The sequence below is a fragment of the Halobacillus halophilus DSM 2266 genome (assembly GCF_000284515.1).
GTDB classification, from domain to species: Bacteria; Bacillota; Bacilli; order Bacillales; family Halobacillaceae; genus Halobacillus; species Halobacillus halophilus.
The window spans coordinates 3283079-3309072 of the sequence record NC_017668.1 but is presented as its reverse complement, the minus strand read 5'-3'; the positions used below and the strand labels follow the sequence as shown (position 1 = coordinate 3309072).

At 40.1% G+C, this 25994-nt stretch carries 32 protein-coding genes, 1 pseudogene and 1 riboswitch; of the genes and pseudogenes, 18 read left to right on the top strand and 15 right to left on the bottom strand.

The window, feature by feature from the left end; all coding sequences use genetic code 11:
• Window positions 1-275: 275 nt before the first annotated feature.
• Entirely contained in the window at window positions 276-659 is a 384-nt protein-coding gene (locus HBHAL_RS22090; protein WP_396253247.1) for a zinc-ribbon domain-containing protein, read from the top strand.
• 232 nt (window positions 660-891) lie between these two features.
• Here HBHAL_RS22090 and HBHAL_RS16430 read toward each other — a convergent pair whose 3' ends face one another.
• The 4 genes from HBHAL_RS16430 to HBHAL_RS16415 form a co-directional block, all read right to left on the bottom strand.
• Window positions 892-1128, bottom strand: a complete 237-nt coding sequence (locus HBHAL_RS16430) for a hypothetical protein (protein ID WP_148273131.1) — start codon at window positions 1126-1128, stop codon at window positions 892-894.
• Window positions 1129-1394: 266 nt separating this feature from the next.
• Entirely contained in the window at window positions 1395-2567 is a 1173-nt protein-coding gene (locus HBHAL_RS16425) for an iron-containing alcohol dehydrogenase (protein WP_014644607.1), read from the bottom strand.
• An 851-nt stretch (window positions 2568-3418) separates the two neighbouring features.
• Window positions 3419-4537 carry an MFS transporter gene (locus HBHAL_RS16420; RefSeq protein WP_014644605.1) on the bottom strand — a complete coding sequence of 373 codons (1119 nt, stop codon included), beginning with the start codon at window positions 4535-4537 and terminating at the stop codon, window positions 3419-3421.
• A 160-nt stretch (window positions 4538-4697) separates the two neighbouring features.
• Complete coding sequence (locus tag HBHAL_RS16415) at window positions 4698-5249, bottom strand: TetR/AcrR family transcriptional regulator (RefSeq protein WP_014644604.1); 552 nt, start codon at window positions 5247-5249, stop codon at window positions 4698-4700.
• 104 nt (window positions 5250-5353) lie between these two features.
• Between HBHAL_RS16415 and HBHAL_RS21590 the strand changes: the two genes are divergently transcribed.
• From HBHAL_RS21590 to HBHAL_RS16380, 9 genes are all read left to right on the top strand, one after another.
• Complete coding sequence (locus HBHAL_RS21590; protein WP_014644603.1) at window positions 5354-5524, top strand: hypothetical protein; 171 nt, start codon at window positions 5354-5356, stop codon at window positions 5522-5524.
• Window positions 5525-5586: 62 nt separating this feature from the next.
• A complete protein-coding gene (locus tag HBHAL_RS16410) occupies window positions 5587-5856 on the top strand; it encodes a hypothetical protein (RefSeq protein WP_041601426.1) in 270 nt (89 codons plus the stop codon).
• A gap of 306 nt (window positions 5857-6162) precedes the next feature.
• A complete protein-coding gene (locus tag HBHAL_RS16405; protein ID WP_014644601.1) occupies window positions 6163-6375 on the top strand; it encodes a hypothetical protein in 213 nt (70 codons plus the stop codon).
• Between the two features lie 36 nt (window positions 6376-6411).
• Window positions 6412-6690: a hypothetical protein gene (locus tag HBHAL_RS16400; protein ID WP_041601425.1), complete on the top strand. Its 279-nt coding sequence runs from the start codon at window positions 6412-6414 to the stop codon at window positions 6688-6690.
• Between the two features lie 51 nt (window positions 6691-6741).
• A complete protein-coding gene (locus HBHAL_RS21585) occupies window positions 6742-6918 on the top strand; it encodes a hypothetical protein (RefSeq protein ID WP_014644600.1) in 177 nt (58 codons plus the stop codon).
• 143 nt (window positions 6919-7061) lie between these two features.
• Window positions 7062-7310: a hypothetical protein gene (locus HBHAL_RS21580; protein ID WP_041601424.1), complete on the top strand. Its 249-nt coding sequence runs from the start codon at window positions 7062-7064 to the stop codon at window positions 7308-7310.
• Window positions 7311-7493: 183 nt separating this feature from the next.
• Entirely contained in the window at window positions 7494-7763 is a 270-nt protein-coding gene (locus HBHAL_RS16390) for a hypothetical protein (RefSeq protein WP_041601423.1), read from the top strand.
• Between the two features lie 517 nt (window positions 7764-8280).
• The gene (locus HBHAL_RS16385; protein ID WP_014644598.1) at window positions 8281-9267 is read left to right on the top strand and encodes an alpha/beta hydrolase; all 987 of its coding nucleotides are present in this window, start codon (window positions 8281-8283) and stop codon (window positions 9265-9267) included.
• Between the two features lie 166 nt (window positions 9268-9433).
• Window positions 9434-9664, top strand: coding sequence for a hypothetical protein (locus HBHAL_RS16380; RefSeq protein ID WP_189318579.1), 231 nt, complete (start codon window positions 9434-9436; stop codon window positions 9662-9664).
• A gap of 52 nt (window positions 9665-9716) precedes the next feature.
• On the opposite strand, the gene HBHAL_RS20970 is transcribed toward HBHAL_RS16380, so the two are convergent.
• Window positions 9717-9851 carry a BA3454 family stress response protein gene (locus tag HBHAL_RS20970; protein WP_014644597.1) on the bottom strand — a complete coding sequence of 45 codons (135 nt, stop codon included), beginning with the start codon at window positions 9849-9851 and terminating at the stop codon, window positions 9717-9719.
• A gap of 1273 nt (window positions 9852-11124) precedes the next feature.
• Here HBHAL_RS20970 and HBHAL_RS16370 point away from each other — a divergent pair.
• The 3 genes from HBHAL_RS16370 to HBHAL_RS16360 all read left to right on the top strand — a co-directional run bounded on the left by HBHAL_RS16370 (window position 11125) and on the right by HBHAL_RS16360 (window position 12900).
• Window positions 11125-11616, top strand: a complete 492-nt coding sequence (locus HBHAL_RS16370) for a hypothetical protein (RefSeq protein ID WP_014644592.1) — start codon at window positions 11125-11127, stop codon at window positions 11614-11616.
• A 137-nt stretch (window positions 11617-11753) separates the two neighbouring features.
• Window positions 11754-12065 (top strand): hypothetical protein, encoded by a 312-nt coding sequence (locus HBHAL_RS16365; protein WP_014644590.1) that lies wholly within the window; start codon window positions 11754-11756, stop codon window positions 12063-12065.
• A 70-nt stretch (window positions 12066-12135) separates the two neighbouring features.
• Window positions 12136-12900: an AAA family ATPase gene (locus HBHAL_RS16360; RefSeq protein WP_014644589.1), complete on the top strand. Its 765-nt coding sequence runs from the start codon at window positions 12136-12138 to the stop codon at window positions 12898-12900.
• 221 nt (window positions 12901-13121) lie between these two features.
• On the opposite strand, the pseudogene HBHAL_RS22085 reads toward HBHAL_RS16360, so the two are convergent.
• Window positions 13122-13226, bottom strand: a pseudogene (locus HBHAL_RS22085) (CGNR zinc finger domain-containing protein); the annotation flags it as partial.
• A gap of 64 nt (window positions 13227-13290) precedes the next feature.
• Between HBHAL_RS22085 and HBHAL_RS21575 the strand changes: the two are divergent.
• Window positions 13291-13482: a hypothetical protein gene (locus HBHAL_RS21575; RefSeq protein WP_158512382.1), complete on the top strand. Its 192-nt coding sequence runs from the start codon at window positions 13291-13293 to the stop codon at window positions 13480-13482.
• A 38-nt stretch (window positions 13483-13520) separates the two neighbouring features.
• Here HBHAL_RS21575 and HBHAL_RS20455 read toward each other — a convergent pair whose 3' ends face one another.
• Window positions 13521-14033 (bottom strand): hypothetical protein, encoded by a 513-nt coding sequence (locus tag HBHAL_RS20455; protein ID WP_145956064.1) that lies wholly within the window; start codon window positions 14031-14033, stop codon window positions 13521-13523.
• A gap of 534 nt (window positions 14034-14567) precedes the next feature.
• Here HBHAL_RS20455 and HBHAL_RS16350 point away from each other — a divergent pair.
• Window positions 14568-15131 (top strand): histidine phosphatase family protein, encoded by a 564-nt coding sequence (locus tag HBHAL_RS16350; protein ID WP_014644586.1) that lies wholly within the window; start codon window positions 14568-14570, stop codon window positions 15129-15131.
• A gap of 134 nt (window positions 15132-15265) precedes the next feature.
• Window positions 15266-15374: riboswitch (SAM riboswitch) on the top strand.
• Window positions 15375-15661: 287 nt separating this feature from the next.
• Window positions 15662-17221 (top strand): sodium:solute symporter family protein, encoded by a 1560-nt coding sequence (locus HBHAL_RS16340; protein ID WP_014644584.1) that lies wholly within the window; start codon window positions 15662-15664, stop codon window positions 17219-17221.
• Window positions 17222-17308: 87 nt separating this feature from the next.
• On the opposite strand, the gene HBHAL_RS16335 is transcribed toward HBHAL_RS16340, so the two are convergent.
• Window positions 17309-18052, bottom strand: a complete 744-nt coding sequence (locus tag HBHAL_RS16335; RefSeq protein ID WP_014644583.1) for an SDR family NAD(P)-dependent oxidoreductase — start codon at window positions 18050-18052, stop codon at window positions 17309-17311.
• Window positions 18053-18342: 290 nt separating this feature from the next.
• On the opposite strand from HBHAL_RS16335, the gene HBHAL_RS16330 reads away from it, so the two are divergent.
• Window positions 18343-19470, top strand: coding sequence for a hypothetical protein (locus tag HBHAL_RS16330; protein ID WP_014644582.1), 1128 nt, complete (start codon window positions 18343-18345; stop codon window positions 19468-19470).
• A gap of 102 nt (window positions 19471-19572) precedes the next feature.
• On the opposite strand, the gene HBHAL_RS16325 is transcribed toward HBHAL_RS16330, so the two are convergent.
• The 5 genes from HBHAL_RS16325 to HBHAL_RS16310 all read right to left on the bottom strand — a co-directional run bounded on the left by HBHAL_RS16325 (window position 19573) and on the right by HBHAL_RS16310 (window position 22998).
• Complete coding sequence (locus HBHAL_RS16325; RefSeq protein WP_014644581.1) at window positions 19573-19761, bottom strand: hypothetical protein; 189 nt, start codon at window positions 19759-19761, stop codon at window positions 19573-19575.
• Between the two features lie 67 nt (window positions 19762-19828).
• A complete protein-coding gene (locus HBHAL_RS16320; protein ID WP_014644580.1) occupies window positions 19829-20146 on the bottom strand; it encodes a hypothetical protein in 318 nt (105 codons plus the stop codon).
• A gap of 23 nt (window positions 20147-20169) precedes the next feature.
• On the bottom strand, window positions 20170-20358 hold the full coding sequence (locus tag HBHAL_RS20960) for a helix-turn-helix transcriptional regulator (protein WP_087946101.1): 189 nt from the start codon (window positions 20356-20358) through the stop codon (window positions 20170-20172).
• 127 nt (window positions 20359-20485) lie between these two features.
• Window positions 20486-21340, bottom strand: a complete 855-nt coding sequence (locus tag HBHAL_RS16315; RefSeq protein WP_014644579.1) for a VOC family protein — start codon at window positions 21338-21340, stop codon at window positions 20486-20488.
• 734 nt (window positions 21341-22074) lie between these two features.
• The gene (locus HBHAL_RS16310) at window positions 22075-22998 is read right to left on the bottom strand and encodes an SDR family oxidoreductase (RefSeq protein ID WP_231853962.1); all 924 of its coding nucleotides are present in this window, start codon (window positions 22996-22998) and stop codon (window positions 22075-22077) included.
• A gap of 641 nt (window positions 22999-23639) precedes the next feature.
• On the opposite strand from HBHAL_RS16310, the gene HBHAL_RS16300 reads away from it, so the two are divergent.
• Window positions 23640-24236: a hypothetical protein gene (locus HBHAL_RS16300; protein ID WP_014644575.1), complete on the top strand. Its 597-nt coding sequence runs from the start codon at window positions 23640-23642 to the stop codon at window positions 24234-24236.
• 84 nt (window positions 24237-24320) lie between these two features.
• Here HBHAL_RS16300 and HBHAL_RS16295 read toward each other — a convergent pair whose 3' ends face one another.
• Both HBHAL_RS16295 and HBHAL_RS16290 read right to left on the bottom strand, forming a co-directional pair.
• Window positions 24321-25688, bottom strand: coding sequence for a PTS ascorbate transporter subunit IIC (locus tag HBHAL_RS16295; RefSeq protein ID WP_014644574.1), 1368 nt, complete (start codon window positions 25686-25688; stop codon window positions 24321-24323).
• A gap of 30 nt (window positions 25689-25718) precedes the next feature.
• Complete coding sequence (locus HBHAL_RS16290; RefSeq protein ID WP_014644573.1) at window positions 25719-25985, bottom strand: PTS sugar transporter subunit IIB; 267 nt, start codon at window positions 25983-25985, stop codon at window positions 25719-25721.
• Between the last annotated feature and the right edge of the window lie 9 nt (window positions 25986-25994).

Below are 25994 nucleotides of genomic sequence, written 5' to 3'. Positions count from 1 at the left end.
TACAACGGTTAAGTATATTCTCAAGCAATGCGAGGTGAACATATGAAAGATAACTATAGGTTAAAAAATACGATCCAAACAAACGCCATTCTCCCTACTATCACGGGGAAGTTTATAGCAGTGAGCAAATGTCATAACTGGACTCCTTTGTGTATGCAGCAAAGTGTTTTATATGGATTTAGTGGGACCTAGCTTTAATTTTAATGATAAAATCAACAGTTTGGTATTTAAGATCTGTGTAATTTATCCTGAAATAAGATATACTTATTTTGTAAATAATTTTAGAAGGGGAGGGGAATATTATTTATTGTAGTGCTTGCGGAGCAAAAAATAATCAAGAAGCTAATTTCTGTGTTTCATGTGGAAAACCATTAAATCAAGCCACAGAAGTTGAAAATGATAACAAACCAACTTCAGCTGCTAATGATATTTCTAGCAATAACGTAAGCAAGGAAAGTTCTAACCTATATTTAATTTTAGGTTGGGTTTTCTCTGTTATTTCTCTACTGTTTATTCCGATATTGTTCGCAGCAGGTGGGGTTATTTTTGGTTACTTACATAGGAAGAATGATCAAACTCATGGTACTATTATAATGATTGCGGCAGTTGCCTGCGGTATATTCGGTACGATTTTTGGAATGGCTACTGTTGGATACTAATAATCTATTAAAGTTAATTATTCTTATAAAAGAGTTAACAAAATCAAAGTTAAATCTAGAACATGGACAGTTTTAAAAAAATATCTATGCTGCCAGAAAATGATCTCGGTATTGTACCGAGGTCATTTTTATTTATTGCAATCAAGATTTCTCTAAGCTGAGATTTAAAGAGTCGGGCCAATTCAGCAATATAGCACAATCGTTTTTTCTTTTTAAACTGACCGGCATAATACTATAAGAACAATCCGAGACAGGAAAGTACTCCAAGCATTACACCGAGTCCGGCACTTATATATCCCTCTACTTTTGAACCTTCCATAAATGAGGAAATTCCTGAAGCGGTGAAGACCAGAGCCACAAAGAATAAGGCAAGAAAACTGATCCCCCAGTCTTCTATCCACGCTATCAAGAAATAAATGAACAGAACTATTGAAGTTTTCGTTATAAATATTCTAAGCACTTTTTTCACTAGATCATCCCTTCCCATAGTTGATGTTATTCAATCATTCTTAATCACCTGGGACAACGCCGCTAACTGGAGCCCAGGATGGGCATGATTCCTAAAAGGAATGAGGCTGCTTGTTTCTTGTTCAAATGAGCCCTCCTAAAGACAACTGAATAGGTTGTTTCCAATTATTTCAAAGGAGCGGGAAGAACTCAACTTCCGCTATCCAGCTATAAAAAAAGAGCTCAGGGAAATTCTCCCTGAACTCTTTTGCTATTGAAATACATTATTTACGCTTTAACTAGAGCTTCCTTGCCATAGAAAGAAGCTTTAAAGAGCTCTTTCATTTGCTCTAGAGAAGTTTCACGCGGGTTGGTGCCTGTGCATGGATCTTCCATAGCATTTTCGGCCATGGTATCAAGATGCTTGTTGAATTCTTCTTCGGATACGCCGAAGTCCTGAAGGGTAGTAGCAAGACCGAGATCTTTGTTCAATTGATAGATATACTCAACAAGAGAATCCGTCAATTCGGCATCGTTATTGCCTTTCAGGTTCAGACGGCGTGCGATTTCTGCAAAACGATCTTCAACAACTTCACGGTTGAACTGAATCACGTAAGGCAGGTAGATCGCGTTGGCATAGCCATGTGGAATGCCGAACGTTGGGCCACTCTTATGAGCGAGGCTGTGCACGTTACCGAGTACAGCGTTCGCAAAGGCCATGCCTGCCATTGCTTGAATGGTGTGCATTTTCTTAGCGGCTTCCTGATCGCCTTGGTAAGACGCAAGCAGGTTATCTTTAATCACTTCAGCTCCGCCTAGTGACAGAATATCCGTGTACATCGTACGTGGTTTCGCTACATAAGCTTCGATGGTGTGCGTGAATGCGTCCATACCTGTATAAGCAGCGATGTGCTTCGGCAGTTCTTCGATCATAACCGGATCGATAATCGCGACATCCGGTGTCAGTTCAAAGTCCGCTACTGGATATTTCACATTCGTCGTTTCATCGGCTACAACAGAAAGGTTGGATACTTCAGAGCCACTTCCGCTTGTTGTTGGAATACCGGCGAATTTCGCTTTATTGCGAAGACGCGGCAGTTCAAATGGCTTAATTGCATCTTCAAAAGCAAGATCCGGGTGCTCATAATAGAGCCAGATTGCTTTGGCAGAGTCCATTGCGGATCCGCCGCCAATGCCGATAATCCAGTCCGGCTGGAATTTTTCCAGATCTTTGGCGCCTTGTTTGACGACTTCAAAGGTTGGCTCGCTGTCGAAGCCTTCCAGTACTTCTGTTTCTATATTGGCTGCTGCCAGGTGTTCCTGTACTTTGGAAAGGTTTCCGTTACGCTTAACAGAACCTCCTCCAATAACGAGTGCGGCCTTTTTACCTTCAAAAGACTCTAACACTTCTAGTGCATTCTCTTCGAAATAAATATCGCGTGGAATTGTAAAACGACTCATAGTAAAAATAGCCTCCTTAAGTTGGCGTTATTGATTATCGTTTCTTAGTAAAAAGCTGCCCCTGCCGTTTATCGGTGGGCAATGGAAAGTTATATTCCCATTCCTTCATTTTATAAAACCTCTTCGATGGTTCGCAGGTTATCTGGGAAGTCTTTTCTATGGAGAAAATAACTTCCACAAGTGAGGGATTCCCTTTGTGTTTTCATTTAAACACGTGGATGTATGAGAGTGGTAAGGGAGTTGCTTCTTTCCATCTTGTTTTCCCACCCCTATATTGCATCCCTTTTTCATTCGTTTTAAAATTTAATATAATTGATGAACGGTAAACACAATCGCTATGGTAGCTGTAATGGTTGGCAATCCCACACTGGCTGTTATACTATTATCTTTTACGAACACAAAAAGTAGGCAGACTCTGCTTTGAACAACTAGCCCACTCCTTTATGAAAAATGTGATTTAGTTGTCAGTTTAGAAGGTATAAATAGTCACAGGCGTGGGGTGATCGTATAAAGGAAGGGACGAGAAGTTATGGTAACGGCATTGAAAATTATAGTAATCCCCCTTTATGTCTTTGGGATGAGTTTATTAATAAATCCACTGTTTAATGTAGATTTAGACATATTCGGGCATATAGCAGTGGTCATTCCTCTTACATTGATGACTTACTTTCAAGTTTTCTATTTCAATAAACGTAAAAAATAGTTCGTACTTTGACGAACTATTTTCTTAGATTTTGCTGCTGAGATTCTGATAATGGAGAGCGGCGTTTAGACATAAATTCAAGAAGAAAACAGGCGAATCGCGAAAAGATTCGCCTGTTTTCATGATGGATTGTTTTCGGAGCCCTCCTTTAAGCTGTTCTTAAAAACGATCCTAAGATCGAGATGGCTCCAAAAACAGCGAACGTCACAGCGTAACCAATCCCTTCAATCATACTGCCTGCAAGGATAGACCCGATAACTTGGCCTATGGACAGCATAAGGAAGGGTACACCTATACCTAAAGAAGCATTACTCTCGAATACACGGATTCCCCAGACAATGAGCAAGCCACACATAAACAAGTTAGAAGTGCCAAATAACGCAGCTGCTCCTATTACGATAGGGATACTGTCAGGTGCCCATGTAAGCAGAATCGAAGCTCCTCCCATCATTACAGCAAATAGGGTGTAACTGGATTGAAGTCCAATTCGTTCGATCACGGCGCCGCCTAAACCACTGGTTATACCGAAGAGTCCGATCGTTACCCAGAATAGAGATAATACGAGCGTACTGAAGTCCCCGCTGCTTTCTATGAAACTCCTGGAAAAAGTCCAAAAGCATGCACTTGAGATCCCCATAAGAATAGCCCCGGTGATCATGGATTTAGCTCCCTCTAAGCCTTTAGCTGATAATAGACCGCGTTGAACTTTTAAGGAATCGTCAGGTTTTGGGATAATCCGGTAATTCCACCATAATACGATTAACGCAATAACGGCATACAGTACGTATGTGTATCGCCAATGAGGCGTCAGCAAAATAGCTCCAACCCCCGTTGCGACTATACCTAGGCTGGTACCGGAGTTTATCCACGTGTTTGCTTTTCCTTGTAAGGGTTCTTTTATCCAGAAGGCAATAGCTGCTCCATACGGTGGAGACACGAGTCCTGTACTACCCCCTGCCAGAAGAACCCCTGCTGCGAGCATCCACTCGTTTAAGGAAGCACTAATCATAAACATTCCGCTAACAGCAAAACCACCAGCCAGCATAATCATAGGTTTAGGTCCTTTATTGGTTGTCATGACGATAGAATAAATAATAGTAAAACAATAGGCAAGGTAAAATAGAGAAGAAATGATACCAGAAACGGTATCAGACATTTGAAATGAGCTGGAAATGTTGGGAAGTAATAATCCGAAACTATACCTTGCTAATCCATATGTGACAGCAATCATGGTTACGCCAGGAAAGACGAGTCTCGTAAAATTCATAAACGACGATACTCCTTTTTCTTGAAACTTAGATAGAACGTTCTTTCTATCTGCTTTAAAATTTTTTAATTCACACAAGCTGTATGAATGCGCACCATGAACTCTTCTATATGGGACAAGGATTTACTTATAGAAAAAACGGTATCCGAATGGATGCCGTTTAAGTTTGGAAATGGGATTGAAGAGCTTTTGTCATGGTAACTGCATGTTCGGTGGCTTGTGTTGAATCTGTAATCTGAGTCATGGATGTAGCTCCTTCGATAATGAGAAGAAACTCATAAGCAAAGTTCTTATAATCTTTGATGTTGTTATCAATAGCAAGTTCCTCGAAATACTGCAGCACTTTCGATTTATGGTTTTTGGCAATATACACGATGTTACTGTCTGTATCCTGATAGACTTCAATGGCACGCAGGAACATACACCCTTGAGGGGATACTTCTTTTAAGAAGGCTCCGTGCAATTGTGCAATTCGTACAAATGGTTCGTTAGAATAGGCCCCGGATGTGGAGCGAATGTATGCCCAGTACCGCTCTTCCCGGTGTTTAATGGTCTCTTCTACAAGCGTGTTCTTAGAGGAAAAGTGATTATATAACGTCATCGTCGCAACATTTGCTTCTTTAACAATTTGTTTTAAACCTACTCCATGAAATCCATAATCATAAAATAGTTGTTCGGCCACATTTAATACTTGTTTACGTTTCTCACTCAATGGTTAAGCAAACCTCCTTTAGATAGAACGTTCATTCTATTTTCAAGTTAGCATCTATTAAAGTGTAAGTCAAAAGTAAATGGAAAAAGGTTTAGCTATGCCTCATGAAAGCAAAGCGGATCTACCGTGCACCAATGGCCCAGCGGATGGATGCAAAGGTGAAAAAGCGTGTAGAAAAAGGTATGGAGCCACGTGTCGTCCAACGTGATCAGATGCCAAGAGCCAAGCAGAAGGTTCATCACAGCCATTGCCTGCCTATGTTTACTTTGGAATAATAGAATGAGATCAAGTGAGCGAGGGCCAACTATTTGGACTTGCTAATGATTGGAGGGGTTATTTGGTATTTATCTATTTATTAGCTTTCATTTTGTTAGTCGGGGGCTGGATTTGGTTTATTTATCTCAAAGAGAAAGAAAAACAGTACTCGATATTAATTGTAGTCTCGATGTCATCACCTTTTCTATTGTTTTCTGTCGCGATTAAGCTTGCTGAAAATACAGGGAGTAACAGTGCAATTTTTAGCTCATACTCCCTTCTGATGATTCTAATAGCTAACAGTATCCTGTTAAATTTAACGATCTTTCTAGTATCTTTAAAGAAAAAATGAAGTACTATCACATAACATTGACTGTGAGTCAGGGTGGCGAAGTTACAGGGGGGATTGAGCATGGCTTGCTGCGGTATGAACTTCGGAAAAATCAAAGAGCTGCTCATTTGAAGCGAACATTTATGATGCTCCAACCATCGTGTACTTTAAGACATTGTCCGTTTAGATACATAGAAAAGAGCACACATTTTATGTGGTTATAATTTCCATGTGGATGTAATTTTGATAAGCTTGATTTACATAATGTATGGATTAAGTAGTCATGAATGGATTCTCATATTGGTGATAGCTAAGAGGGGGATGTGAATGTTGACGAAGAGGAAAACCACAGCTGGAAAATGGCTCGTTTATGTAGGATTATGGATTTTTGCTGCTGGATTTGCGTTTAGTGAGTTCAATGGAATGGAAGGCAAGCCGGATTTTCTGGAATTGGCTTCCGTCCCCCTAATCATCATCGGATTATTGATGATAATCCTATCAAATTTTTTTAATAAGAAAGCTTCAGATTTTACTAGTTAAGGATAGATCAAGGTTTTAAGTTGCAGGAGGGTTTGCATGAAAGGACATAGTTGGCTTAGTTATTGGTCCATTTCACTAAGTATCATCCCCATAATCGTATTCTATGCAGGCATGTACGGCTATATTAGAATCAATTTCACCCTATTGGTTACTTTGTTATTTATTATTCTGGCTCTATCAGTAGTCCTGGGTATAATCGGCATTGAAAAGAATTCTCGAAAAAAGCTTATGATTCTGGCGGCTTTAGGTACAGTAATCGCTATTATGTCCTGTTTTTTTATCGTTTCTATATTATTGATGTCGCAAATGGCTTGATTTAATACTCTAGAAGAATTTGAACTTTTTAGGAGGGGGAAGATCAATAGTATGGCAGCAGGACAGTTCGTATCGCTGTTTTTATTTGTTGTTATCCCGCTTTTGTTCCTTATGGTCATCGTATTATTGATCAATATAAAAAAACGAATAGAGAAAATAGAAACGAAACTTAATCACATGCCTCCGATTGAACAAGGAAGAGATAAAGGGGATACCTCATCGTCCTAAAGGAGGAGAAAATCTTTGAAAAGAAAGACAGCAGCGCAACTATTAGTATTTGTTATAGGTGGTTTACTGTTTTTTTTTCTATTGAACTTCCTGTATTAGGTTTTAAGAAATTAGAGTTTATAGAGGAAACTTCAACCCGCCAGGTGATTAGCTACAATTGGTATGGGAAGGAAATCAGTGAACAGACCTTTCAAGGTGAGCCTAAAGAAGCCCTTAACCTATTTCAAAAGCAAGACAGGCTTCAAAAAAATCAAGTGCTCATCGTTGTTTTTGCTCTTATGACTTTGGCGCTATGGTGGAGCGGGGAGAAAAAACGTTATATATATGGCAGTGCTTTTCTATTTCTCCTCTTTGTAGTGCTAGATATTATTTTGGTAAGCAAATTTAGTTAAGCTACTATAGATTTCCAATAACTCTCCAATAACTCTCCAATAACTCTCCAATAACTCTATTTACTGGTACTTGATTTGCCAGGAGGGTGGTTATTATGAATAACAAGAATTGCATTTTGGATTAATACTTTTCTTAGTGGCATCTACGATATTTCTAAGTTTTTAGGTGAAGGAGGTAATCCTTTGATTTTTGCTATACTCCTACTCTCCGCGTTATTTTTTATAATGTTGAAAGTTCGGAAGTGGAGTTCAAAAAAACAGTTTGAAAAAAATATTCAAGTACAAGTTCTTCTTGCACTTGTTACGGCTGGTTGTATCTCAACCATTGTTTTTTTTCTTGATCCAGTTAGCGTAGAAATTAGGTTCACGTTAGCAGGTATGGGAATTATATCGGTATTGGCTAACCTGAAGGCGGCTATATCTATTTACATACACCAAAATAAGGTATCTTAATACTGAGTCTGAAAGAGCAGGAATGCTTTGCCAAGTTGAAAGGAGATTCGTTATGGAGAGGGAAACTACGAACCACGCAAAGTTTGGATTTGGAGTCGTAGTTGGAATTGTCATCTACAAAGGGATAAAAGAACTTATCCATCTTATTGTTTAAGTGAAAATGATTCAGTGTTTGAAAGTGGGTTTCAGCTTCCCTTGGCATCCATGTTTATAGAAATTGCGGCAATAGTTCCATATGGACGATATATTGTGCATTGATAAAGGAGGGCGACTATTCTTATTGAGTAGTCGCCCTCCTTTACTTGGAGACTCCATACCGGGAGGGGGAGATGCTGGAATAATTACAGCTAATTTAAGCAGGAATTAACGTTTTTACTGTTGAACTGGCACATTAAGGACCTAATTTCTGTTTATTCGGGTGAGAGTTTAAATGGTAAAAAAGGCGGGGGGAGAATCCAATAAAATCGTAAATCGCCCTTTGTTTTTCTTCTATTAATTTAATGGGGAGTGAGAATTAATGAAGAAATTCCTTAAAATTTCACTCATTGTAGGCATCAGTTCAGGAGTAATCTACTTGGGAATTGGTTATGGGCTCTCACTATTTAGTACAGTGGAAAAACCATCCGGGCAAGAGGAGAGCATCGCATTTGATAAGCTGAGAAATAATGAACAGAATTTGTCAGTGCCATCGCTTGAGGGTTATCAAACTCGGGATGGGACGGATCAGTATTATCGATATTACGAATCTGAAGCGGATAAAGTCGTTATTCTTGTTCATGGATCAGGCTACCATAGTAAATATTTAGCGTCATTAGCTAACTATTTGTCTGGTGAGGGTGTGGCAACGGTATATACGCCCGATTTACGAGGCCATGGTCCCAATACCGAAAACCGTGGAGATATCGATTATATCGGTCAGATTGAAGAAGATTTAAATGATCTTATTTCATTAGTGGTGGATCGTCATCCCGATTCATCTATTATAGTAGGCGGCCATTCAAGTTGTGGCGGGGCGGTTATTCGCATGGCAGGAGGTTCATCCCACCATGAAGCCGTAGATGACTACCTGTTACTTGCTCCTTATATTCATCATGAGGCTCCGACTAACGCAGAAGATAGTAATTGGGCGAATGAGAACCTCCAGCGAATGATAGGATTGTCCATGTTAAACCAAATTGGGATTACTCACTTGAACCATTTGGATGCTATCTCGTTCAATATGCCGAATGATGTTCGAGATAATACTGAAACATTAGCGTATAGTTATAGGCTGCAAATATCCATGCATCCACGAGATGAGTATGAACAGGATATTGAGTTCATGGATAACCGCGTGTTCGTACTAATAGGCAGGGAAGATCAAACGTTTCAAGCCAATCAGTATGAAGAGGTATTTCACAACAATGAGAATGCAAAAATAAGGATGATGGAGGATGCGACTCATTTCGGTGTTGTATTAGATGAAAAAGCGCATCGTGTTATTGCCGAGTGGTTGGAACTATAAACGATCATTTTCTTTGAAGATTTGGCAGAGGGCCTGTCATTCCTCAATTATTTTAGGAGAGAGGGAGGCCCCACTATCTAGTTCCATAAACTGAGGCTATAGTTGTAAAGTAGCTATTCCTTTATTGTGTAAACAAGTACATGAAAATTACGAAACGAGGGTTTATTTGGAAGTTACTTATCCAGCGGGTTTTAGGAACAGGTTTTTAACAAGTGTGTTAGATTTTATCATTATATTTTTAATAACAGGAATTATCTCTTATTTTCTATATGGAGTATTTTATCATGGTGATAACTCCTACCCTACTGATATTTTAGGATTATTCTATACCGTGTTATTAGCTAAAAGTATGTTAACACCAATGGTTATTGCAGTTGCTACTCTTCTTCTTGATTAAGCCATAGTGAAACCCTCCTCTAATAGTAGAAATTAATAACCAATGTTACTGTTTAATGTGGCCATTGTTTCAAAACTTGTTCTTTTGCAATTTGATACACTTCTTTTTCTGAATTGTTTTTGTTGGCTATTACATTGGTTTGATAAATTTTCCCCTTGACTGTTACGTTGATTATATACTTGTACATGTTGTTCTTCCCCCTTTCTCTATACTTATATTGTAAAGGTGATTTTTTAAGTTTTGATAGATTTTACGTAAAAGTTTATTGAATTTAACTTTTAAAGTGTGATCTTTTTATAATAGATTCGTTCAGTGCATAAAATAAGAACATGTTTTTATGTTTTGAACATTCCGCATTCCTTTTTAGGTATTTTTACTCGGGAAATGCCGAATTTCTGATCTGGCTTTAACTGTTGATTAAGTCTAAGGCAGAAATAGTGAGAGTCTACTTCTGTTACCACGTAATAAGGGGAGCCTTTAAAGCAAATTACTTTATTCAAAATCATCACCCTTTCTTCTAAATAACAATTCATCATATGCTGATCTCTTTCTGTTATGATCTCTATCTTCCCAGATCACAAAAAAGGTAGGGTTTTAAATACATAACCCTTAATTTGACGGGTATAAAGTTATGAAGACTGAAGATAAGGCGTAAACCATCTTATATAGGTTCCTTAAGCAATGATCCGCTATTCTTTTTAAATTGGAAGGAATATTATCTATTAATTTCAAATCATACTGAGATTATTAATGGAAATCTATACCTTCTACAGAACCTCTATTCAAATGTCAAAAAAACAAATTTAAATACCATTTATTTATTAGCACATTACTCAACGGATTTAAAAGATAGGTAGCTGATCCTGATACAAATGTTTTCTGATTGGAGCATCGATAAATCTAAACAAGGATGGGGTCAAGCATATAAGCAGTATCAAGTGGATACAGAAAGTAAAGCTGGTGGTCCATAATGGAAAACGGAGAATGGAAAGAGTTCAATAAAAAGATTACAACTGAAGTTTTCGAGGAGTATAAAGAGAAGTATAAAAAATAATTTCAAACACCAGTTCAGTTAAAGATAGGATGATGGAAATGAGGCGAAGAGACCGCAAAGGGAAGGGTAAATATGGGTTCAGGGACTTTGTGTACGATGTGTTGTACCTTTTACCTGAGATAATACTGTGGCCATTCAAAATAATAGGGAAATTTTTTAGACTCATATTTAATGCTTGGAATTAATTCCGAACCTGCCTAAAACAATTCATAAAAAAGTTAAGTTTGACGATATTCAATTAATGGGTGCGATAGTAATAGAAGAGCAAGAGATATCTGGAATCTGAGAATTACATAAACTGGGGCTATTATCCAATATAAACAATCGCTTTTTCACTAACGTAGCAATTTATATTAAGGCAGAAGGTTTTTAATAGATACAGAAGCATCAAGAGGGTGAGAGTGTTATGTTTTTGAAAAAAGGAATGAATTTATTTTCGGTCGGTTTAGTATTAGTTACTCTTTTGCTTTCAGGTTGTGATAGTAATGACAAACCAATGAAGAATAATTATTACTTATCATTATCAGGAGAAAGTGAGCATTGGGAAGTGGATTTCTATGATATTGAAATTAAACCCGATACTTTCAAAGCTGGAAACGGAAGCCTGACTATGAAGAATAAAACGGAGAATAGCACTGATTTCTTTAATCTTGAAGTCTATGCTGTTATAGATAATGAAGATAAACTGGTTCAGGCAAAGTCAGTAAAGGGAAGTGAATTAGACATAACCCAAATGACTACGGGAGCAACTGGAGGTGGAACTTTTTTAGATGATAATGGAGTACCTATTTCACTTGAAAATGTTAGCGACATTTATATGAATATTGAATGGCAAGATAAAAGCAAGACAATGGAAGAGAAAATAGATCTGTATAATCAAGAAGGGTTTTTCAACTGACGGCTGTGTTAGTTGAAGGTTTGCTTCAATATATCTCGAAGTCCAGTTTTCAAGATAAAGGGGCGCTCGTTTCAATAAAAATGATGATTCTTTACTAAAGGAGCAGTTTACTTTAATAAATGGAGCTGGTAGATAAAATGAAATGTCTATGTATACAACAGGAAACAAATGAATTAAAAGTAGAGGGAGATGTGAGCGCAGACCCTATATGGTGTAATCGCTGTAATTGTAACCTTGACATAGAAGAGATTCCGATTGAATTCGACTTGAAGCTGGAGATAATGAAATGGATTGATTGGGATAAAGATGGAATAGTTCCTAATGGTGTTAAACTCGAAGAAGAGCATAATAAAGAAGGGTTGAAACTAACAGAAAAAGTACAGAAAGAACTTGAAGGAAGATATAACGTTTCATTTTCACCTTCAACATTTGCAAAGGAATATGGATAGAATACAGTAAATTGTATTAACGGGTAGCTAAAAGCTTTAGGAAGTAAATAAGAGTGAGGAGGGTTGCAGAGTGAAATTGAGTAAAGACAATCAATACCTTAAAAGACTAAACCTAAAAACAGAAAGTATAAACTCATATGAGACTTTTCCATTTAGTTTATCTGTTATTAGGAATTTTAAAGAATTGCTATTTCATCCTAATGTTACCTATATTATCGGAGAGAACGGAATGGGTAAGTCGACACTGTTAGAAGGTATTGCTATTAAACTTGGCTTTAATCCCGAGGGTGGAACTCTCAATTTTAATTTTTCCAATTATGATTCTCACTCTAACTTAGAACAATATTTACTATTGTCCAAGGGGACTAGAAAGGCAAGAGACAGCTTTTTCTTTAGAGCTGAAACTTTTTACAATTTAGCTACGAACATTGAAGAGTTAGATAGAGACTCGTCATTTGGTCCGAAAATTGTCGATTCATTTGGTGGAGATTCATTACATGAACAATCACATGGAGAATCTTTTTTTGCAGCATTTAACAACCGTTTTCAAGGGAATGGTCTATACATCTTAGATGAACCAGAAGCTGCTTTATCCCCGTTAAGACAAATGTCTCTGCTTTCCCGCATACATGAACTTGTTAATAAAGGTTCTCAATTTATAATATCTACTCATTCTCCAATCATCATGGCTTATCCAAATTCAAAAATTATAAAACTTAGTGAAGAAGGAATGAAAGAGACAACATTAGAGAATACCGATCACTACATGATTATGAAGCAATTTTTTGACGACAAGGATCGGGTATTACATCACCTATTTAAACAAGACAGTTGATTGTAATAAATAATGAAAGATCTTATGAACTATTTTGAGTTCGGGTTTTTAGTAAAGGGGCGCGATAAGTTCTGCTATAAGCGATTTTTAGCGCAAAAGGCAGAGAGTTTATTCTACTAAATTTCAACTGTACACACTTCTACTAAAACAAGGAGCCCTTTTCCATCAGCATCTTCAATCTAACCAAGAAAGTGGATGATATAGACTACCTTTCTCTCTTTTTATACCAGTTTATTCTTATCGTAATGTTTCCGGGCCTTCACCCGATTTCCACAGACGCTCATCGAACACCATTTGCGTTTTCCTTTCTTGTCCACAAACAACGCTAAACATGTTGGATCTCACAATATTTCACTTTAGAAAAAAATCCCATTCTCGTATGCTTGGAGCATGAAGAAAGACAGTAAGGAAATAAATCCATCTGTCCCTCCCCGGTGCGGCACGGGAATAAGCGAGCCAGAAAAAATTATAAAGGAGAGAGGTGTGATCTCAGTGTGTGTTTCAAATGAATCAATGGGGGATTACGGATCGAAATATGATGGAAATAGCTTCTCCATTTTGACTAATCAAGTTACCCAATAAAAAAACCGCAAAAAGATGCTGTTTGCGGTGTGGTTTGATTAGTAAGTGGCTTTTCCATATGCAGTTGCTGTGAGAGTTGCTTGACCGATAACCGATAAATTATCAGTCTCATCTATTTTGTAGACGGAGAGAAAATAGGTTGCTTTTTTCTCGTACAGCTTAATCGGATCAACATAAAGCACTGGAATCGGCTGACCGAGATCATCGCTTCCTGCTCCGTCAATCTCTATTTCAGCGCTGTAAATGATATTTGCGGAATTGATGCTGTTTTTGTAGATCTGTACTCCGATACTTCCAGGTGTTGCTGAATTATTGTTCACAAGAAACAACCCGTTTAAAGAGACGGCACTACCAGCTTTTAAATTTGTGAGTGTAACTGTAGAGATAGTGAGACCTGGAGCAACCGGAATAGGAGCATCTGTAGTAAAGTCTTCATTTGCATAATCGAATTGGATGCTCTGACTGTCTTTCTTTATATAATCCCAACATTTATATTTAGTATTCCAACTTGGGTAACAAGGAGAACAATAGGGGAATTGAGAAAAATTCACTTTATTACTGTCCAAAAAAATTTTCCTTTCTATATGAGTAAGTTAGCTCTTTCTATTCTATGTTTGAGGAAGGGAAGTGAGAAAGACAAAAACCCAGGAAAACGATAATAATAGGTAGACTGCAACTTTCAGATTTTCATGGAGGTTTTCTTTTCCAGGAACGCTACCAAAATATTAGATACTTATGTTAAAGTGTTTTTCACCGTTGAGTCTTACGTTATAAGCTCATGCAGTGGAGTGGATCTGATATATCTCAAACTTCTACAGTGTAATGGAAGGTGGAACTTTTACTAATGAAGAGGGGTACCTATCTCGCTTGAAAACATTAGTGATACATATTTTTTTACATTCATGAGATGGGAGATAAAGCTGGAAATATTGAGGTACGTGGCAATTATTGAGATAGGCCAGGGAGAATTCTTTTACAGAAAAGAACACGGTATTTGGTGAATTCCCGGTAGCACATTAGAGGTAGGAGAGACATTTGAAGAAACCGTTAGACGAGATTACATGACTAATATACAGGAGGCTCTCATGACTACAAATATTTATATGGTGCGTCACGCTCATTCTACATATACCCCAGATGAATTAAAAAGGCCGTTATCAGCAGAAGGAACAGAAGAAGCGGCTAAAGTCAGCGAACTGCTCATAGATGAGAATATTGAGCACGTAATCTCGAGTCCTTATTTAAGAGCCATACAGACTGTTGAAGGATTAGCTTCTGCTCTCGGGCAAGAAATTCATATAATGGATGGTTTCAAAGAAAGGAAGTTAATAGAGGGAGGAGCTGATAACTTTGAGGAAGCGATTCAAAAAGTATGGACTCACCCACGTTTTTCCTGGGAAGGCGGAGAATCAAATAGGACCGCCCAGGAAAGAGGCGTAAGAGCCTTGAAAAACGTATTAGTAGAATATGAAAATAAAAATGTCGCCATCGGTACGCATGGTAATATTATGGTGCTCACCATGAATTACTTGGATAACCAATATGATTATGAGTTTTGGAAGAAGCTTGCGATGCCAGATATCTATAAGCTTTCTTTTGAGGCTGATCAGTTCGTAGGTTGTAAGAGAATATGGAAGGATTCTTATTGAGTTATGGTTCAGTATGGACGATCGCTTTTACTCTATGATTCTTTTCAGTGTTTTTACTAATTTCCAATAATGAATTGACGAAATATAGGGGTATGATAGAATGAAATCTAAATAACATTTGAATATTTTGAATTTTCTTATCGAGAGAGGCAGAGGGACTGACCCTGTGAAGCCTCGGCAACCGGCTGATTTATGCACGGTGCCAATTTCAGAGGAAGGCGAAAGCTATTCCGGAGATGAGAGAGCAAGTGGCAACCAAAAGACAGTTGCACAAAGCCCTTCTCTCTTCGTGAGTGAAGGGTTTTTAATTTTTCTAAAGGAGGGCAGTAAAAGGTTCGATACAAGACAATCGGAAAAAGGAGGATGGCCATGTTCTTAGCGATGATGGTTTGGGTGGGAACTATGATTTTTTCCTTCCTATTAGGAACATTTCTCTGTTACAGAGTGGAGAAATCAGGTGTAAAACGGTGGGGAGCCACCGGACGAATATTTAAGTATAAATAAGCTAGCAGGAAGGAAGTTAATGACAAATGATATGGTATATTCTCGTATTTAGTTTTTACGTTCTATTTCTTATTTGGGCCAATGTAAAAAGTCTTAAGAAAGCAGAGTCGATCGATGACTATACAACGGGCGGCCACCGAATGGGGCTTCTTCTTGGAATCGGTACCACAGCAGCGACTTGGGTAAGTGTAGCTTCTGTTATCGGGGTCCCCGGTTATTTGTACAGTTCGGGTGTATCGGCTGTGATCGGCTGGGTAGCCGGCTGGTGTTTCGGTGGAGCCTTAATCCCTATTGTTGCTTACAAAATAAGAAGACCGGAAAAGCCTGCCAGGACGTTCCCTGAATTTATCCGGCATAGGTTTGAACCTTTTCAGAACAAGAGTACATTGCAGGCAATTGTTGGTATTTTAATGTTTATCGGTTATTTGCTGCTCGTCAATATTCAGGTGACTGGGTTTGGCATTGTTTTTTCAAGTATCACGGGCATTGATTATAAAATTGCGATTTTCGGATTCTTATTATTTATATTAATTACAAGTGTAGGTGGATTCTGGTCTGTGGCTGCCACGGACACGTTAAATACGATTTTGATTATGATCGGAGTATTGCTTGCGAGCGGTGTAGTATGGTCGTTAACGGGTGGAATCGGTAATATAGTCGATACGCTTGCAACGACTACTTCGCCAACAAATGTGGGAGGGCCGGAGCTTGAAGAGGGCATTTTACTGTCTCCGTTTGGGACATTTGGTATTGGTGCATTACTTTCCATTTTTATATCGAATTCGTTAGGAACTCCTTCTTCCCCTCACTGGGTCACGAGGATGCTTGCTCCTCAAAATGTGAAAGTAGCGATCTTGCAGGTCCTGGGTACGATTCTTGTATTGATTTTCATTATGACGCCACTAATCGTTATTGGCCTCGGTGCAAAAGTACTGGTACCGAGCATACCTGTTGATAAAACGACGGACTACATCATTCCTTTAGTCATCCAGCAGTACACGCCGCCTATTATCGGAGGCATCACGCTGGTAGCTATCTGTGCAGCGGCTATTTCCACGGCAAATTCGATGCTGCTTCACTGCGCCACTTCTCTTTATTATGATGTGTACTTAAATATAGCTCCAAAACGAATCAGTGAGAAGAAGTTTAAGAACTGGCTCCGCTTAAGTATATTTGGAATTGCAACCGCGGCCGTTCTCTTAGCTATTAACCCACCATGGTTCTTGGCTATGGGATTTGTCTATGTGTATGGCGGATTTGGGGCTGCGTTTTTCCTCGTGGTGTTCTTAGGGCTGTACTGGAAGAGAATGAACCGAGCAGGAGCCTATGCCGGTATCATCATCGGGGCGGTCGTGTATGTGGCAGCGAAGGCAATGGGGTATGGACTGCCATTTGTCATCGCCGTTACGGCATCACTGATTGGGGTGCTGATTGCCGTTTACTTTACGAAAAAAGCACCGCTTGAAGCCTATGAACCTTACTTTGAGGCGGAAATCAGTGATTCTACCAGGGAAGTACTGGAGAAGATGAGATCCACGACTCAGGAAGAACCTGAACAGAAAAAGGAGCGTTCTCATATAGGTTAGAGAGTTTTCAAAGAAACGTAGGAGCTGCCTTTTGCAGGCAACTCCTACGTTTCTTTTATTACGATGCATCCAGTAGACAAAAGAAGTTTACTGCGCTGTATAGCCGCCATCCACCAGCATATTGGCTCCGACCATAAAGGAAGCATCGTCACTCGCAAGGAAACTGACTGCTTTTGCAATTTCCTTAGGCTGACCCAGTCGTCCAATCGGGTGTGCACCTGCAAGGCCCTGGCGCATTTCCTCATCGGCATTTTCCAGAATTGCCGTTTCAACGTAGCCTGGACATACCGCGTTTACGCGTATATTGTTTTTCGCGTAAGTAACCCCTAATGTGCGGGTAAGATTGACAACCCCGCCTTTGGCTGCGGCATAAGAGGTTACCGAATCCTGTCCAACGTGTCCCAGGATCGAAGCGTTGTTGACGATGGCTCCACCGTTTTCCTGTTCGAGCATTTGGGTAATCGCATATTTGTTGGATAGAAACACGCCGTTGATGTTTACATCCATCAGTTTCTTCCATTCTTCATAGGAAAGCTCGTGCGCCGGTGTAGCGTCGCCAATGCCGGCATTCGCAAATAGAATATCCAGCGAACCGAATGTGCCGACGGCCGTCTGAACCATGTTCTTAATATCTTCCTCAGACGTGACGTCGGTTTTTTGGAACACGGTTTCATAACCCTGGTCATTTAACTGACTGGATAATTCGCTTCCCTGTTCGTTTAAATCGGCAATCACCACTTTCGCGCCCTGCTCGCAGAAATCCTTCACTGCTGCCTCGCCAATTCCGCTAGAACCACCTGTAACCACAGCAACTTTACCTTTTAATTTCATGGCTATCCCTCCTATATTTTTAAAAAAGAAATCAGTCTATATTTTCCACTATTGGAAAAGAGTGAAACGAAAGACATTTTGACCATCATTTCTGGAAAGAATAACGGCTTGATGCTTGAGTTCACGAGGTTGAGGTAAAAAGTAGTAAGGATTACGTTTATTTCAATTATGTGAAATAAACTCATAAATACTCTAATTATGTTAATATGTGGAATGTGTTTCTAATGTACGTGTAGAAGATACATAGAGTTGTAGATTTTGAGAAATTTTCATACAAGGAAGTGAGTATCGTGAAAAAAGTCAGCCTGCTTTTCTCTGCCATCCTCCTGGTCTTTTTCCTAATCGCTTGTACAGAAAGTTCTTCAACAAGCACGGATCAGAATGAAAAAGAAGAATCTTCATCGGAGAAGTCTTCCTCAGATGAGCCGAGTAATGAAGAATCTTCTTCAGAAGAGAAGAAAAAAGAAGAAACGAAGCCGCCCCAGCCCTATGAGCCGATCGAGCCGGCTGAAGATGCCAAGCCTCTGAAAGAGAAGTTGTCAGAAGAGCAACTGGCGAAGATGCCTACCGTGGAGGCTCATGGAGGGGAGCGCGAACGGATGATTCCAGTGGGAGAGACCCTCGTCAAAGGAGCCGAAGATCAAACGGATGGACCGTTAAAGGATCATCGACTGGTTGCTTACTATGGACACCCGAATTCGACCAATGTGGGCATTCTCGGGGAAATGGAACCCGACGTTCTTATGGAAAAGTTAAAGGAACAGACGCAAGCGTATTCGAATGCCGATCCAGAACGTCCCGCTATTCCAACCATTGAGCTGATTTCAACGGTGGCTAAGAGGGACCCGGGTCCGAATGGAAAATACTATACGCGGACACCGCCAGAACAAATTGATAAGTACGCTAAGCTTGCAAAAGAAAACGGCGCTTTACTGATGCTTGATGTCCAGCTCGGAACAGACTCTGTGCTTCATCAGGTGAAATTACTAGAGAAATGGCTGAAGCTTCCGCATGTTCACCTTGCCATTGATACCGAATTCCATGTCGAGGAAGGGGAAACACCGGGCATCGATCTTGGACAGGTGGATGGAGCGGAAGTGCAGGAAGCGGTAGACTATCTTTCGACTCTGGTAGAAGAAAATAACCTGCCGGACAAGATCGTACTCGTTCATCAGTTTATGGATGAGGCCTTAACGAATAAAGAAGCGATCGAGCCGACCGAAAATATAGAAGTCGCCTTGAACTATGATGGATGGGGGCCTGCTGCGACGAAGATGTCGCTCTATCGTAAGTTCGTACGGAATGAAGCGGTCCAGTATGGCGGATTTAAAATCTTCTATAATAAAGATGAACCTGTCTTAACTCCTGAAGAGGTCCTGACGCTTGATCCTAATCCGGCGATTATTAATTATCAGTAAAAAAAGCAGTCATGGAGGGAAAACCTTCATGACTGCTTTCTTTTTATCATTTGTTTAGAAAAAAGATCCTTGGTACTGGTTCCCATTCATACTTATGTATCCTTAGTTAAACAAAACGTTTCCCAGTAAGCCTGCAAGAACCATGAGTAAGATTCCTCCGAATAGAAAGTAACCAATCAACCGTATCGGTAACGGAAGTCTGCCATCACTTGGTTTAGGATATCCTTCGATGTTCTGCTGATGGTCTGCCGTGTCATTAAAAGGTTCATCATAGTCTTTATGATCCGTCACTCGATCAGCTCCATTCTCTAAATTTTCGCCATTTGAACGATGCGAGTGGAAGTTCTCTGCTTACAGTCTATGCGCTCACTTTTCTACCATTCATTATGTAAAATATGATGTAGCTTACCAGCAGGATGGCTAAGTAAAATAGTTCAGGATATTGCATTTTGAAACCCTCTAAGCGCGGATCCCCAACGTTAAAGAAATCGAATAGGAAATTTGAAAGTAGAAAAAGGATCAGAGTAGCCCAGCTTTGCACGACTGCTTTTTGTTTGATCCACTCTTTGCGCTCGTCCTCTTTTGGTTTAAATATAAAATCTTTACTGCCGGATAACCACCCTACCACTGCAAGCCAGATAAAGGGCACCACTAAGTTTGTTAAAAAAAGACTCATTTCTTTTTTCCCTCCTGATAGTATTATGGTGAAAATATTTGATCAACGGTGGTTCCTAAATGCTTCGCAATATTAAATGCGAGCTGTAAACTCGGGTCATACTTATTGTTTTCAATAGCGTTTATTGTTTGCCGGCTCACGTAGCAGAGAGAAGCGAGTTTTCCCTGGGAAACACCCAATTTCTCCCTTGACGTCTTGATCTCATTTTTCAAATTCGTATCAGTCCTTTTTGCTAGAGGTGTCAAATATCTTTTACAGTTTGATGGTAATAAAAACCAACGCACGTGTCAAATACTTTTGACACGTGCGTTGGTTTAATACAATATGGTTTTCATCATTTCAAAAAGCTAAAATGACTCTATTTCCTGATGGATCGCTGGTGATCAGTTGTTCATCTACCGTCTCACTGCCATATCCCAGCTCCTTCAAGCGCTGCACAGCTTGATCCCTTTTAGCTTGATCAGGAAACAGCAAAGTATATTGCTTAAGCCCGGCATTTTGATCGGAAGCGGGTGGGGCGTCTGTACCCTGCCAGGTGTTCAACCCCAGGTGGTGATGGTATCCATTCGAAGATAGGAACAAAGCCTGGTTCAATTGATCGGAAGTGATCTCGAATCCTAAGCCGTCACAGTAGAAATGCCGGGCCTGGTCTAAGTCATGAACGTGAAGGTGGACGTGGCCTATAATCGTATCTGCAGGAAGCCCTTCCCACTGGTCTCCGTTTAACTCCGCAAGAATACCTTTAGAATCGAGCGGATCCACGGTCATGGCGACTTTTCCATCATGCCAAGTCCACGTTTTGGAAGGGCGATCCCGGTAGATTTCGATTCCATTGCCATCGGGATCATTCAAGTACAGCGCTTCACTAACCAGGTGATCGGCTGCGCCGAGTCGTATTCCGCGGTCAGCGAGGTGCTTGTATACTTTGGCTAACGAGAGCCGGTCCGGTAAGAGAAGGGCAAAGTGATACAGACCGGCGGTGGATTTCCCTTTTGGCTGAAAAAAAGAAGACTGCTCGATCGTGAGGAGAGCCCGTGTGCCATCAGCCGACAAAACGGCTTTATGTTCCGTTTGTTCGATGACCCGGAGCCCGATAACATCCGTATAAAACTGAATCGATCTTGTTAATTGCTGAACGTTTAATTCTACGGTTCCTACATAAGTGGATGGAGATTGGAAAAATACTGATTCCATAGTTAAAGCCTCCCTCGGTTAAACTCAGTCCGTGTTTTTGAAGGTTGGTTAGTTAAGTTAAGAGGACTTTGCTTTAGAAGTATTATGTCTCCACAGGTCCTATTTGGCAAGGGATGCGCTTTATTATTTTTGAAGTGAACCTAGATGAATTACTCGCGTATGGAAGACTAATATATTGCTTATTAACCATTTAAAAGGAATTAACTATATAAAATTACCTAAGAACAAAGATGTTATTTAGCATCGTGAAAATTTTGTCGATTTTTTTAGAATTTCCACGATTACCAGATATTTCATCGGGGTATTTATGGTTTATGTAGGAAGGTGGTTCCTTGAATAATAGAGGAGAATTGGAAATTAAGATTGAAATTCTTAGAAAGCAATTGTACGAAGCCTATGTAGATAATGCTGAATACGATGATCTACTAAAAATTTCATAGGAACTAGACAAGTTATTAAATGATCTCCAGAATTTAGATTAAAAGTGTTTTTGTTTAATATAAAAAAACCCTAGCTTAGCAGCCAGGGTTTTACCATCGTTATATCTTCAGTCGTCTCTTACGTCAATGTTTGATGGTTTCTAAACCATAACAGGTAAAGGGGACGGATGATAGCTGTTAAGGTTATATTTAACTTAATTGTAATAATTTGTATTCTATAATGAGTATAAAAAATCCTGCTCACCAGAAGCGGGCAAGGGAAGAAAAGTCCGTATGGAACTCGTTTGACTGATCTTATGAGTTTTTTAGCTCCTGTAAAAGATGCTTATCTTTAAGAGCAATCTCCCGCTCACTCCACTCCCATAAATTCTCCGCCAGTGTCTTATCCTGAGCTAACGTTGAGCGCTCAATTATCTCCCGTTTATAAAAATATTCTCCACTTACATCAAGGTCTGGAAACGTGGCTAAATAGACAGCCGTATCTGCCCCTTGCTCTGGAGTTTGGAAAAAGGGTCTCAAAACAGAGTGGATGGTTTTGCCGAAACCAGTATCCCGGTTAATGCCAAGACTCGTACTGACGGCTCCAGGGTGCACACAGTTCGCCTTGACGGTAGTGTTTTGGAGAAGTTCATCTAATTTCACGGTAAATAGGATGTTAGCGAGTTTCGATTGTCCGTAGCCCTTAATAACACTGAAGTTATTCTTTAGATGAGGATCGTCAAAATGAATTTTCCCGACTTTATGAGCACCGGAAGATACGGTGACAATTCGTCCCTGTTCCGATCGCTTTATTTTTTCAAGAAGAAGATTAGTTAATAAGAAGTGCCCGAGGTGATTGATTCCGAGCATACTTTCGAAGCCGTCCGAGGTAGTCGTTCGCTTCGTGGTGACGACGCCCGCATTATTAATGAGAGCATCAAGTTTGGAGAAGCGCTCGTTAAATGCCTCGGCAAATTGACGGATACTATGGAGAGAACCCAGGTCACAAAGCATCAGTTCCACGTGTTCACGATTACTTTGCTCCTTCGCAATTTGCAACGCTTCTTTCCCACGCTGCTCGCTGCGGCATAGCATAACGACATAATAATCTTTTTTCAGAAGTTCGACGGTGGTGGCGAGTCCCATGCCGGAATTGGCTCCGGTCACAAGTGCTATTTTGCTTGGTGATTCGTTGATGGAAATTGCGTGGTCATGGCTTTGCATTAGATACACACCCATTCTTTTGATTTTATTTTTGCTTACTTGAATCTGGTGATGTTATTAAGCACGAGATCTATAGGGAGAGCTAGAGAGATAAATATGGATGGAAACAACGAGCACCTATGCTTCTGAGGCTTTAACTTTCTTCCATTGTGAATAAATTTCAAACAGAGAAAACAACAAGATCACCCATAAGAATCTACTATCAAAGGCTATTCCAGACGATGATTGACCTCCTAGAAGTGTAAGTATCCCGATTAACAACAGGATGTATGTGGTCGAATAAATTTGCCATTGCAATACCTTTTTATCGTCAGTGTCTCTGTATTTCTTAAAAATCAAACTAAAGAAGAAAAAACCTAAAAAGAGCGCTATAGGAACCCCTTTTGGAATTGTCTCCCCAAGTGGAAGATGAGGGAAATAATCATAAATGAATAAGAGTGTAAAAGCCAATAGTATGATGAAATCCAGTGGCTTTAGAAATCGAATAGAATCACCCTCTTTTTCTAAATTGTACCATATTGCAAAAAGGAGTATTTCTATAAGTCTGGAATCGGAATTTCGACCTCTCTTATGAAAAAGTTGAAACTTTCCGCGAACCTCATCGTAGGAAATAGTAGGAAAATAAACAGGAGGTTATTCTCATTTTAAAAACACTTTTGAAAGTCTGTCTATTAGCAACCATATTTTTATTAGCTGCAGGCTGCTCAGTTTCTGAATCTTCCAGTACTGAATCTTCAGAGGAGGAAACGCAGTCCGATGCCATTGAGGAGAATAAAGATAGCTCCAACGCTTCTGAGGAAGAAAACAATGAAAACGCGAATTCCGACGAAGGCATGGAAGGGGAAGAAACGGTTCGTACCTACCTGAAGAACGAACTTACTGGTCCAGACAAAGAACTGAAACAAGCGCTGAGCGAGTCCAATGATGCCGTATTAGACTATGTAAATGAGCATTATAAGTCCCTTTTTACAGAGGATAACTTTGAAACCTTTATCAACAAGTATTATGTGATGGTCTGGCTGCCTTATGCTTATGATGTAGGCTACGAGTTAGAACCAATCGATATTCAAACAGAAAAAGTCGAGGATATTGAAAATGATGCGTATCATTTTGAAGTTGAAGTGCAGTACAGCAAGGATGGGGAAGTCGGTACTGCCAACGTGACAGGAAGGATCAATACGAACGATCAAGGGAAAATTACAGTCATACGTTTCAAGGATAATAGGTTAGAAGATAAATTAAGGGATAACTAATCTTCTGATAGAAATAAAACTTCTGAAATTATATGAAAGCAAAAAACCCTCCCTTCCTTAGAAAGGAAAGAGAGGGTCTCAGTGTTAGGCTGCGTCGGTATCTCCATCATCTTTATTGGGTTTTGATTTCATTCCGATGAAGAACAGGATAGCTATTAGAGCAAGAACCAATACCATCACGATTGCTTTTGACTGAACAAGGTTGATCAGATTACCAAGTACAATTCCTACTAGACCAAAGTCTGCATCTCCGAACGTCGTTCCCTGAAATCCTAGGGAGCCGAGTACCGGAAGCAATAGGGCTGGAAGGAAACTGATCATAACACCGTTCGCCATTGAGCCGAAGATGGCTCCTTTACGTCCACCGGTGGCGTTACCGAAGACTCCGGCAGCAGCACCTGTGAAGAAGTGAGGGACAAGCCCTGGTACAATTACTTTTAATCCTAATAAAGGTAAGAAGAGCATGCTTACAAGTCCGGCAGCGAAGCTGAATAGGAAACCGATGATGACAGCGTTTCCGGCAAATGGGAAGATAGCCGGGGCATCAAGTGCCGGTTTCGCATTCGGCACAATTTTATCAGCGATCCCTTTAAAGGCTGGGACAATTTCTCCAAGAAGCATACGCACACCAGCTAAGATGATATATACGCCGGCAGCAAAGGTAAGACCCTGCATAAATGCGAAGACCATGAAGTTCTGTCCGCCGCTTAATTCGGTTTCAACGAAAGCTGGGCCGGCTGCACCTGCGACGACAAAGAACAGGATAACCATGGTTAAGGATACGGAAACGGATGTGTCTCTTAGAAAACCAAGAGATTTTGGTACTTTGATATCTTCCGTTGATTTTGATCCTTTTCCGACAGCCTTACCGACTAGAGAGGACACTAAATAACCAATGGAACCAAAGTGGCCGACTGCAAAGTCATCGGAACCGGTAATTTTTCGTGTGAAAGGCTGAAGCATGGCCGGTGAAAGTACCATTAATGTTCCGAGAATCACGGAACCGAAGATAATAAGAGTGGCGCCGGAAAACCCGCCGGTATTTAAGATAACAGCGATTAAGCAGGCCATAAACATGGTATGGTGTCCGGTCAAGAAGATATATTTAAAAGGGCTGAACCTGGCAAGCAGGATATTAACAATCATACCGAACAACATAATCATTGCGGTCTCTGTACCGAAGCTTTCCTGGGCAAGCGCAACAATCGCTTCATTGTTCGGGATGACTCCGTCCACAGCGAAGGCTTTGTCGAACATACTGCTGAATTGTCCAAGGGACTGGACGAGGACATTCGCCCCGGCCCCAAGGATCACAAAGCCCATCACCGTTTTAAGGGTTCCGGAAACGACGTCTCCGGAGTTTTTACGTTGCACAAGGAGTCCGATTAAGGCGAATAGACCGACCAGGATGGCTGGAGTACCTAAGATGTCCTTCATTATTAAATCAATCATGTTATCGCTCCTTCTTTTGGTGTAGTAAACTTATATGTTTTGTTCTAAGGCTTCACGGAGCTCATTTTTATCCATAAGGTTTTTCAGTTTCACGACGTTCTTGCTGCCATCATCCAAACTACCGACAATATCCTCAGAACCTAGGAAGAGATCCGCTTGTTCCGATTTGGCTGTTGTTAAATCGGTGTGAGAAACTTCTGCTTCTTTGCCAAGTTCCTTCAGTGCTGCTTTCACGTTCATTTCTACGATCATGCTGCTGCCTAGTCCATTTCCACATACTACTAATACTTTTTTCATTTTAAATTC

Coding starts and splice junctions, on each gene's coding strand:
- HBHAL_RS16425 (WP_014644607.1), bottom strand. CDS start 2,567: ATGAGTCGTTTTACAATTCCACGCGATATTTATTTCGAAGAGAATGCA.
- HBHAL_RS16420 (WP_014644605.1), bottom strand. CDS start 4,537: ATGAATTTTACGAGACTCGTCTTTCCTGGCGTAACCATGATTGCTGTC.
- HBHAL_RS21590 (WP_014644603.1), top strand. CDS start 5,354: ATGAAAGCAAAGCGGATCTACCGTGCACCAATGGCCCAGCGGATGGAT.
- HBHAL_RS16405 (WP_014644601.1), top strand. CDS start 6,163: ATGTTGACGAAGAGGAAAACCACAGCTGGAAAATGGCTCGTTTATGTA.
- HBHAL_RS16400 (WP_041601425.1), top strand. CDS start 6,412: ATGAAAGGACATAGTTGGCTTAGTTATTGGTCCATTTCACTAAGTATC.
- HBHAL_RS21585 (WP_014644600.1), top strand. CDS start 6,742: ATGGCAGCAGGACAGTTCGTATCGCTGTTTTTATTTGTTGTTATCCCG.
- HBHAL_RS16385 (WP_014644598.1), top strand. CDS start 8,281: ATGAAGAAATTCCTTAAAATTTCACTCATTGTAGGCATCAGTTCAGGA.
- HBHAL_RS20970 (WP_014644597.1), bottom strand. CDS start 9,851: ATGTACAAGTATATAATCAACGTAACAGTCAAGGGGAAAATTTATCAA.
- HBHAL_RS16370 (WP_014644592.1), top strand. CDS start 11,125: ATGTTTTTGAAAAAAGGAATGAATTTATTTTCGGTCGGTTTAGTATTA.
- HBHAL_RS16365 (WP_014644590.1), top strand. CDS start 11,754: ATGAAATGTCTATGTATACAACAGGAAACAAATGAATTAAAAGTAGAG.
- HBHAL_RS21575 (WP_158512382.1), top strand. CDS start 13,291: ATGAAGAAAGACAGTAAGGAAATAAATCCATCTGTCCCTCCCCGGTGC.
- HBHAL_RS16350 (WP_014644586.1), top strand. CDS start 14,568: ATGACTACAAATATTTATATGGTGCGTCACGCTCATTCTACATATACC.
- HBHAL_RS16340 (WP_014644584.1), top strand. CDS start 15,662: ATGATATGGTATATTCTCGTATTTAGTTTTTACGTTCTATTTCTTATT.
- HBHAL_RS16335 (WP_014644583.1), bottom strand. CDS start 18,052: ATGAAATTAAAAGGTAAAGTTGCTGTGGTTACAGGTGGTTCTAGCGGA.
- HBHAL_RS16320 (WP_014644580.1), bottom strand. CDS start 20,146: ATGAGTCTTTTTTTAACAAACTTAGTGGTGCCCTTTATCTGGCTTGCA.
- HBHAL_RS16315 (WP_014644579.1), bottom strand. CDS start 21,340: ATGGAATCAGTATTTTTCCAATCTCCATCCACTTATGTAGGAACCGTA.
- HBHAL_RS16310 (WP_231853962.1), bottom strand. CDS start 22,998: ATGGGTGTGTATCTAATGCAAAGCCATGACCACGCAATTTCCATCAAC.
- HBHAL_RS16295 (WP_014644574.1), bottom strand. CDS start 25,688: ATGATTGATTTAATAATGAAGGACATCTTAGGTACTCCAGCCATCCTG.
- HBHAL_RS16290 (WP_014644573.1), bottom strand. CDS start 25,985: ATGAAAAAAGTATTAGTAGTATGTGGAAATGGACTAGGCAGCAGCATG.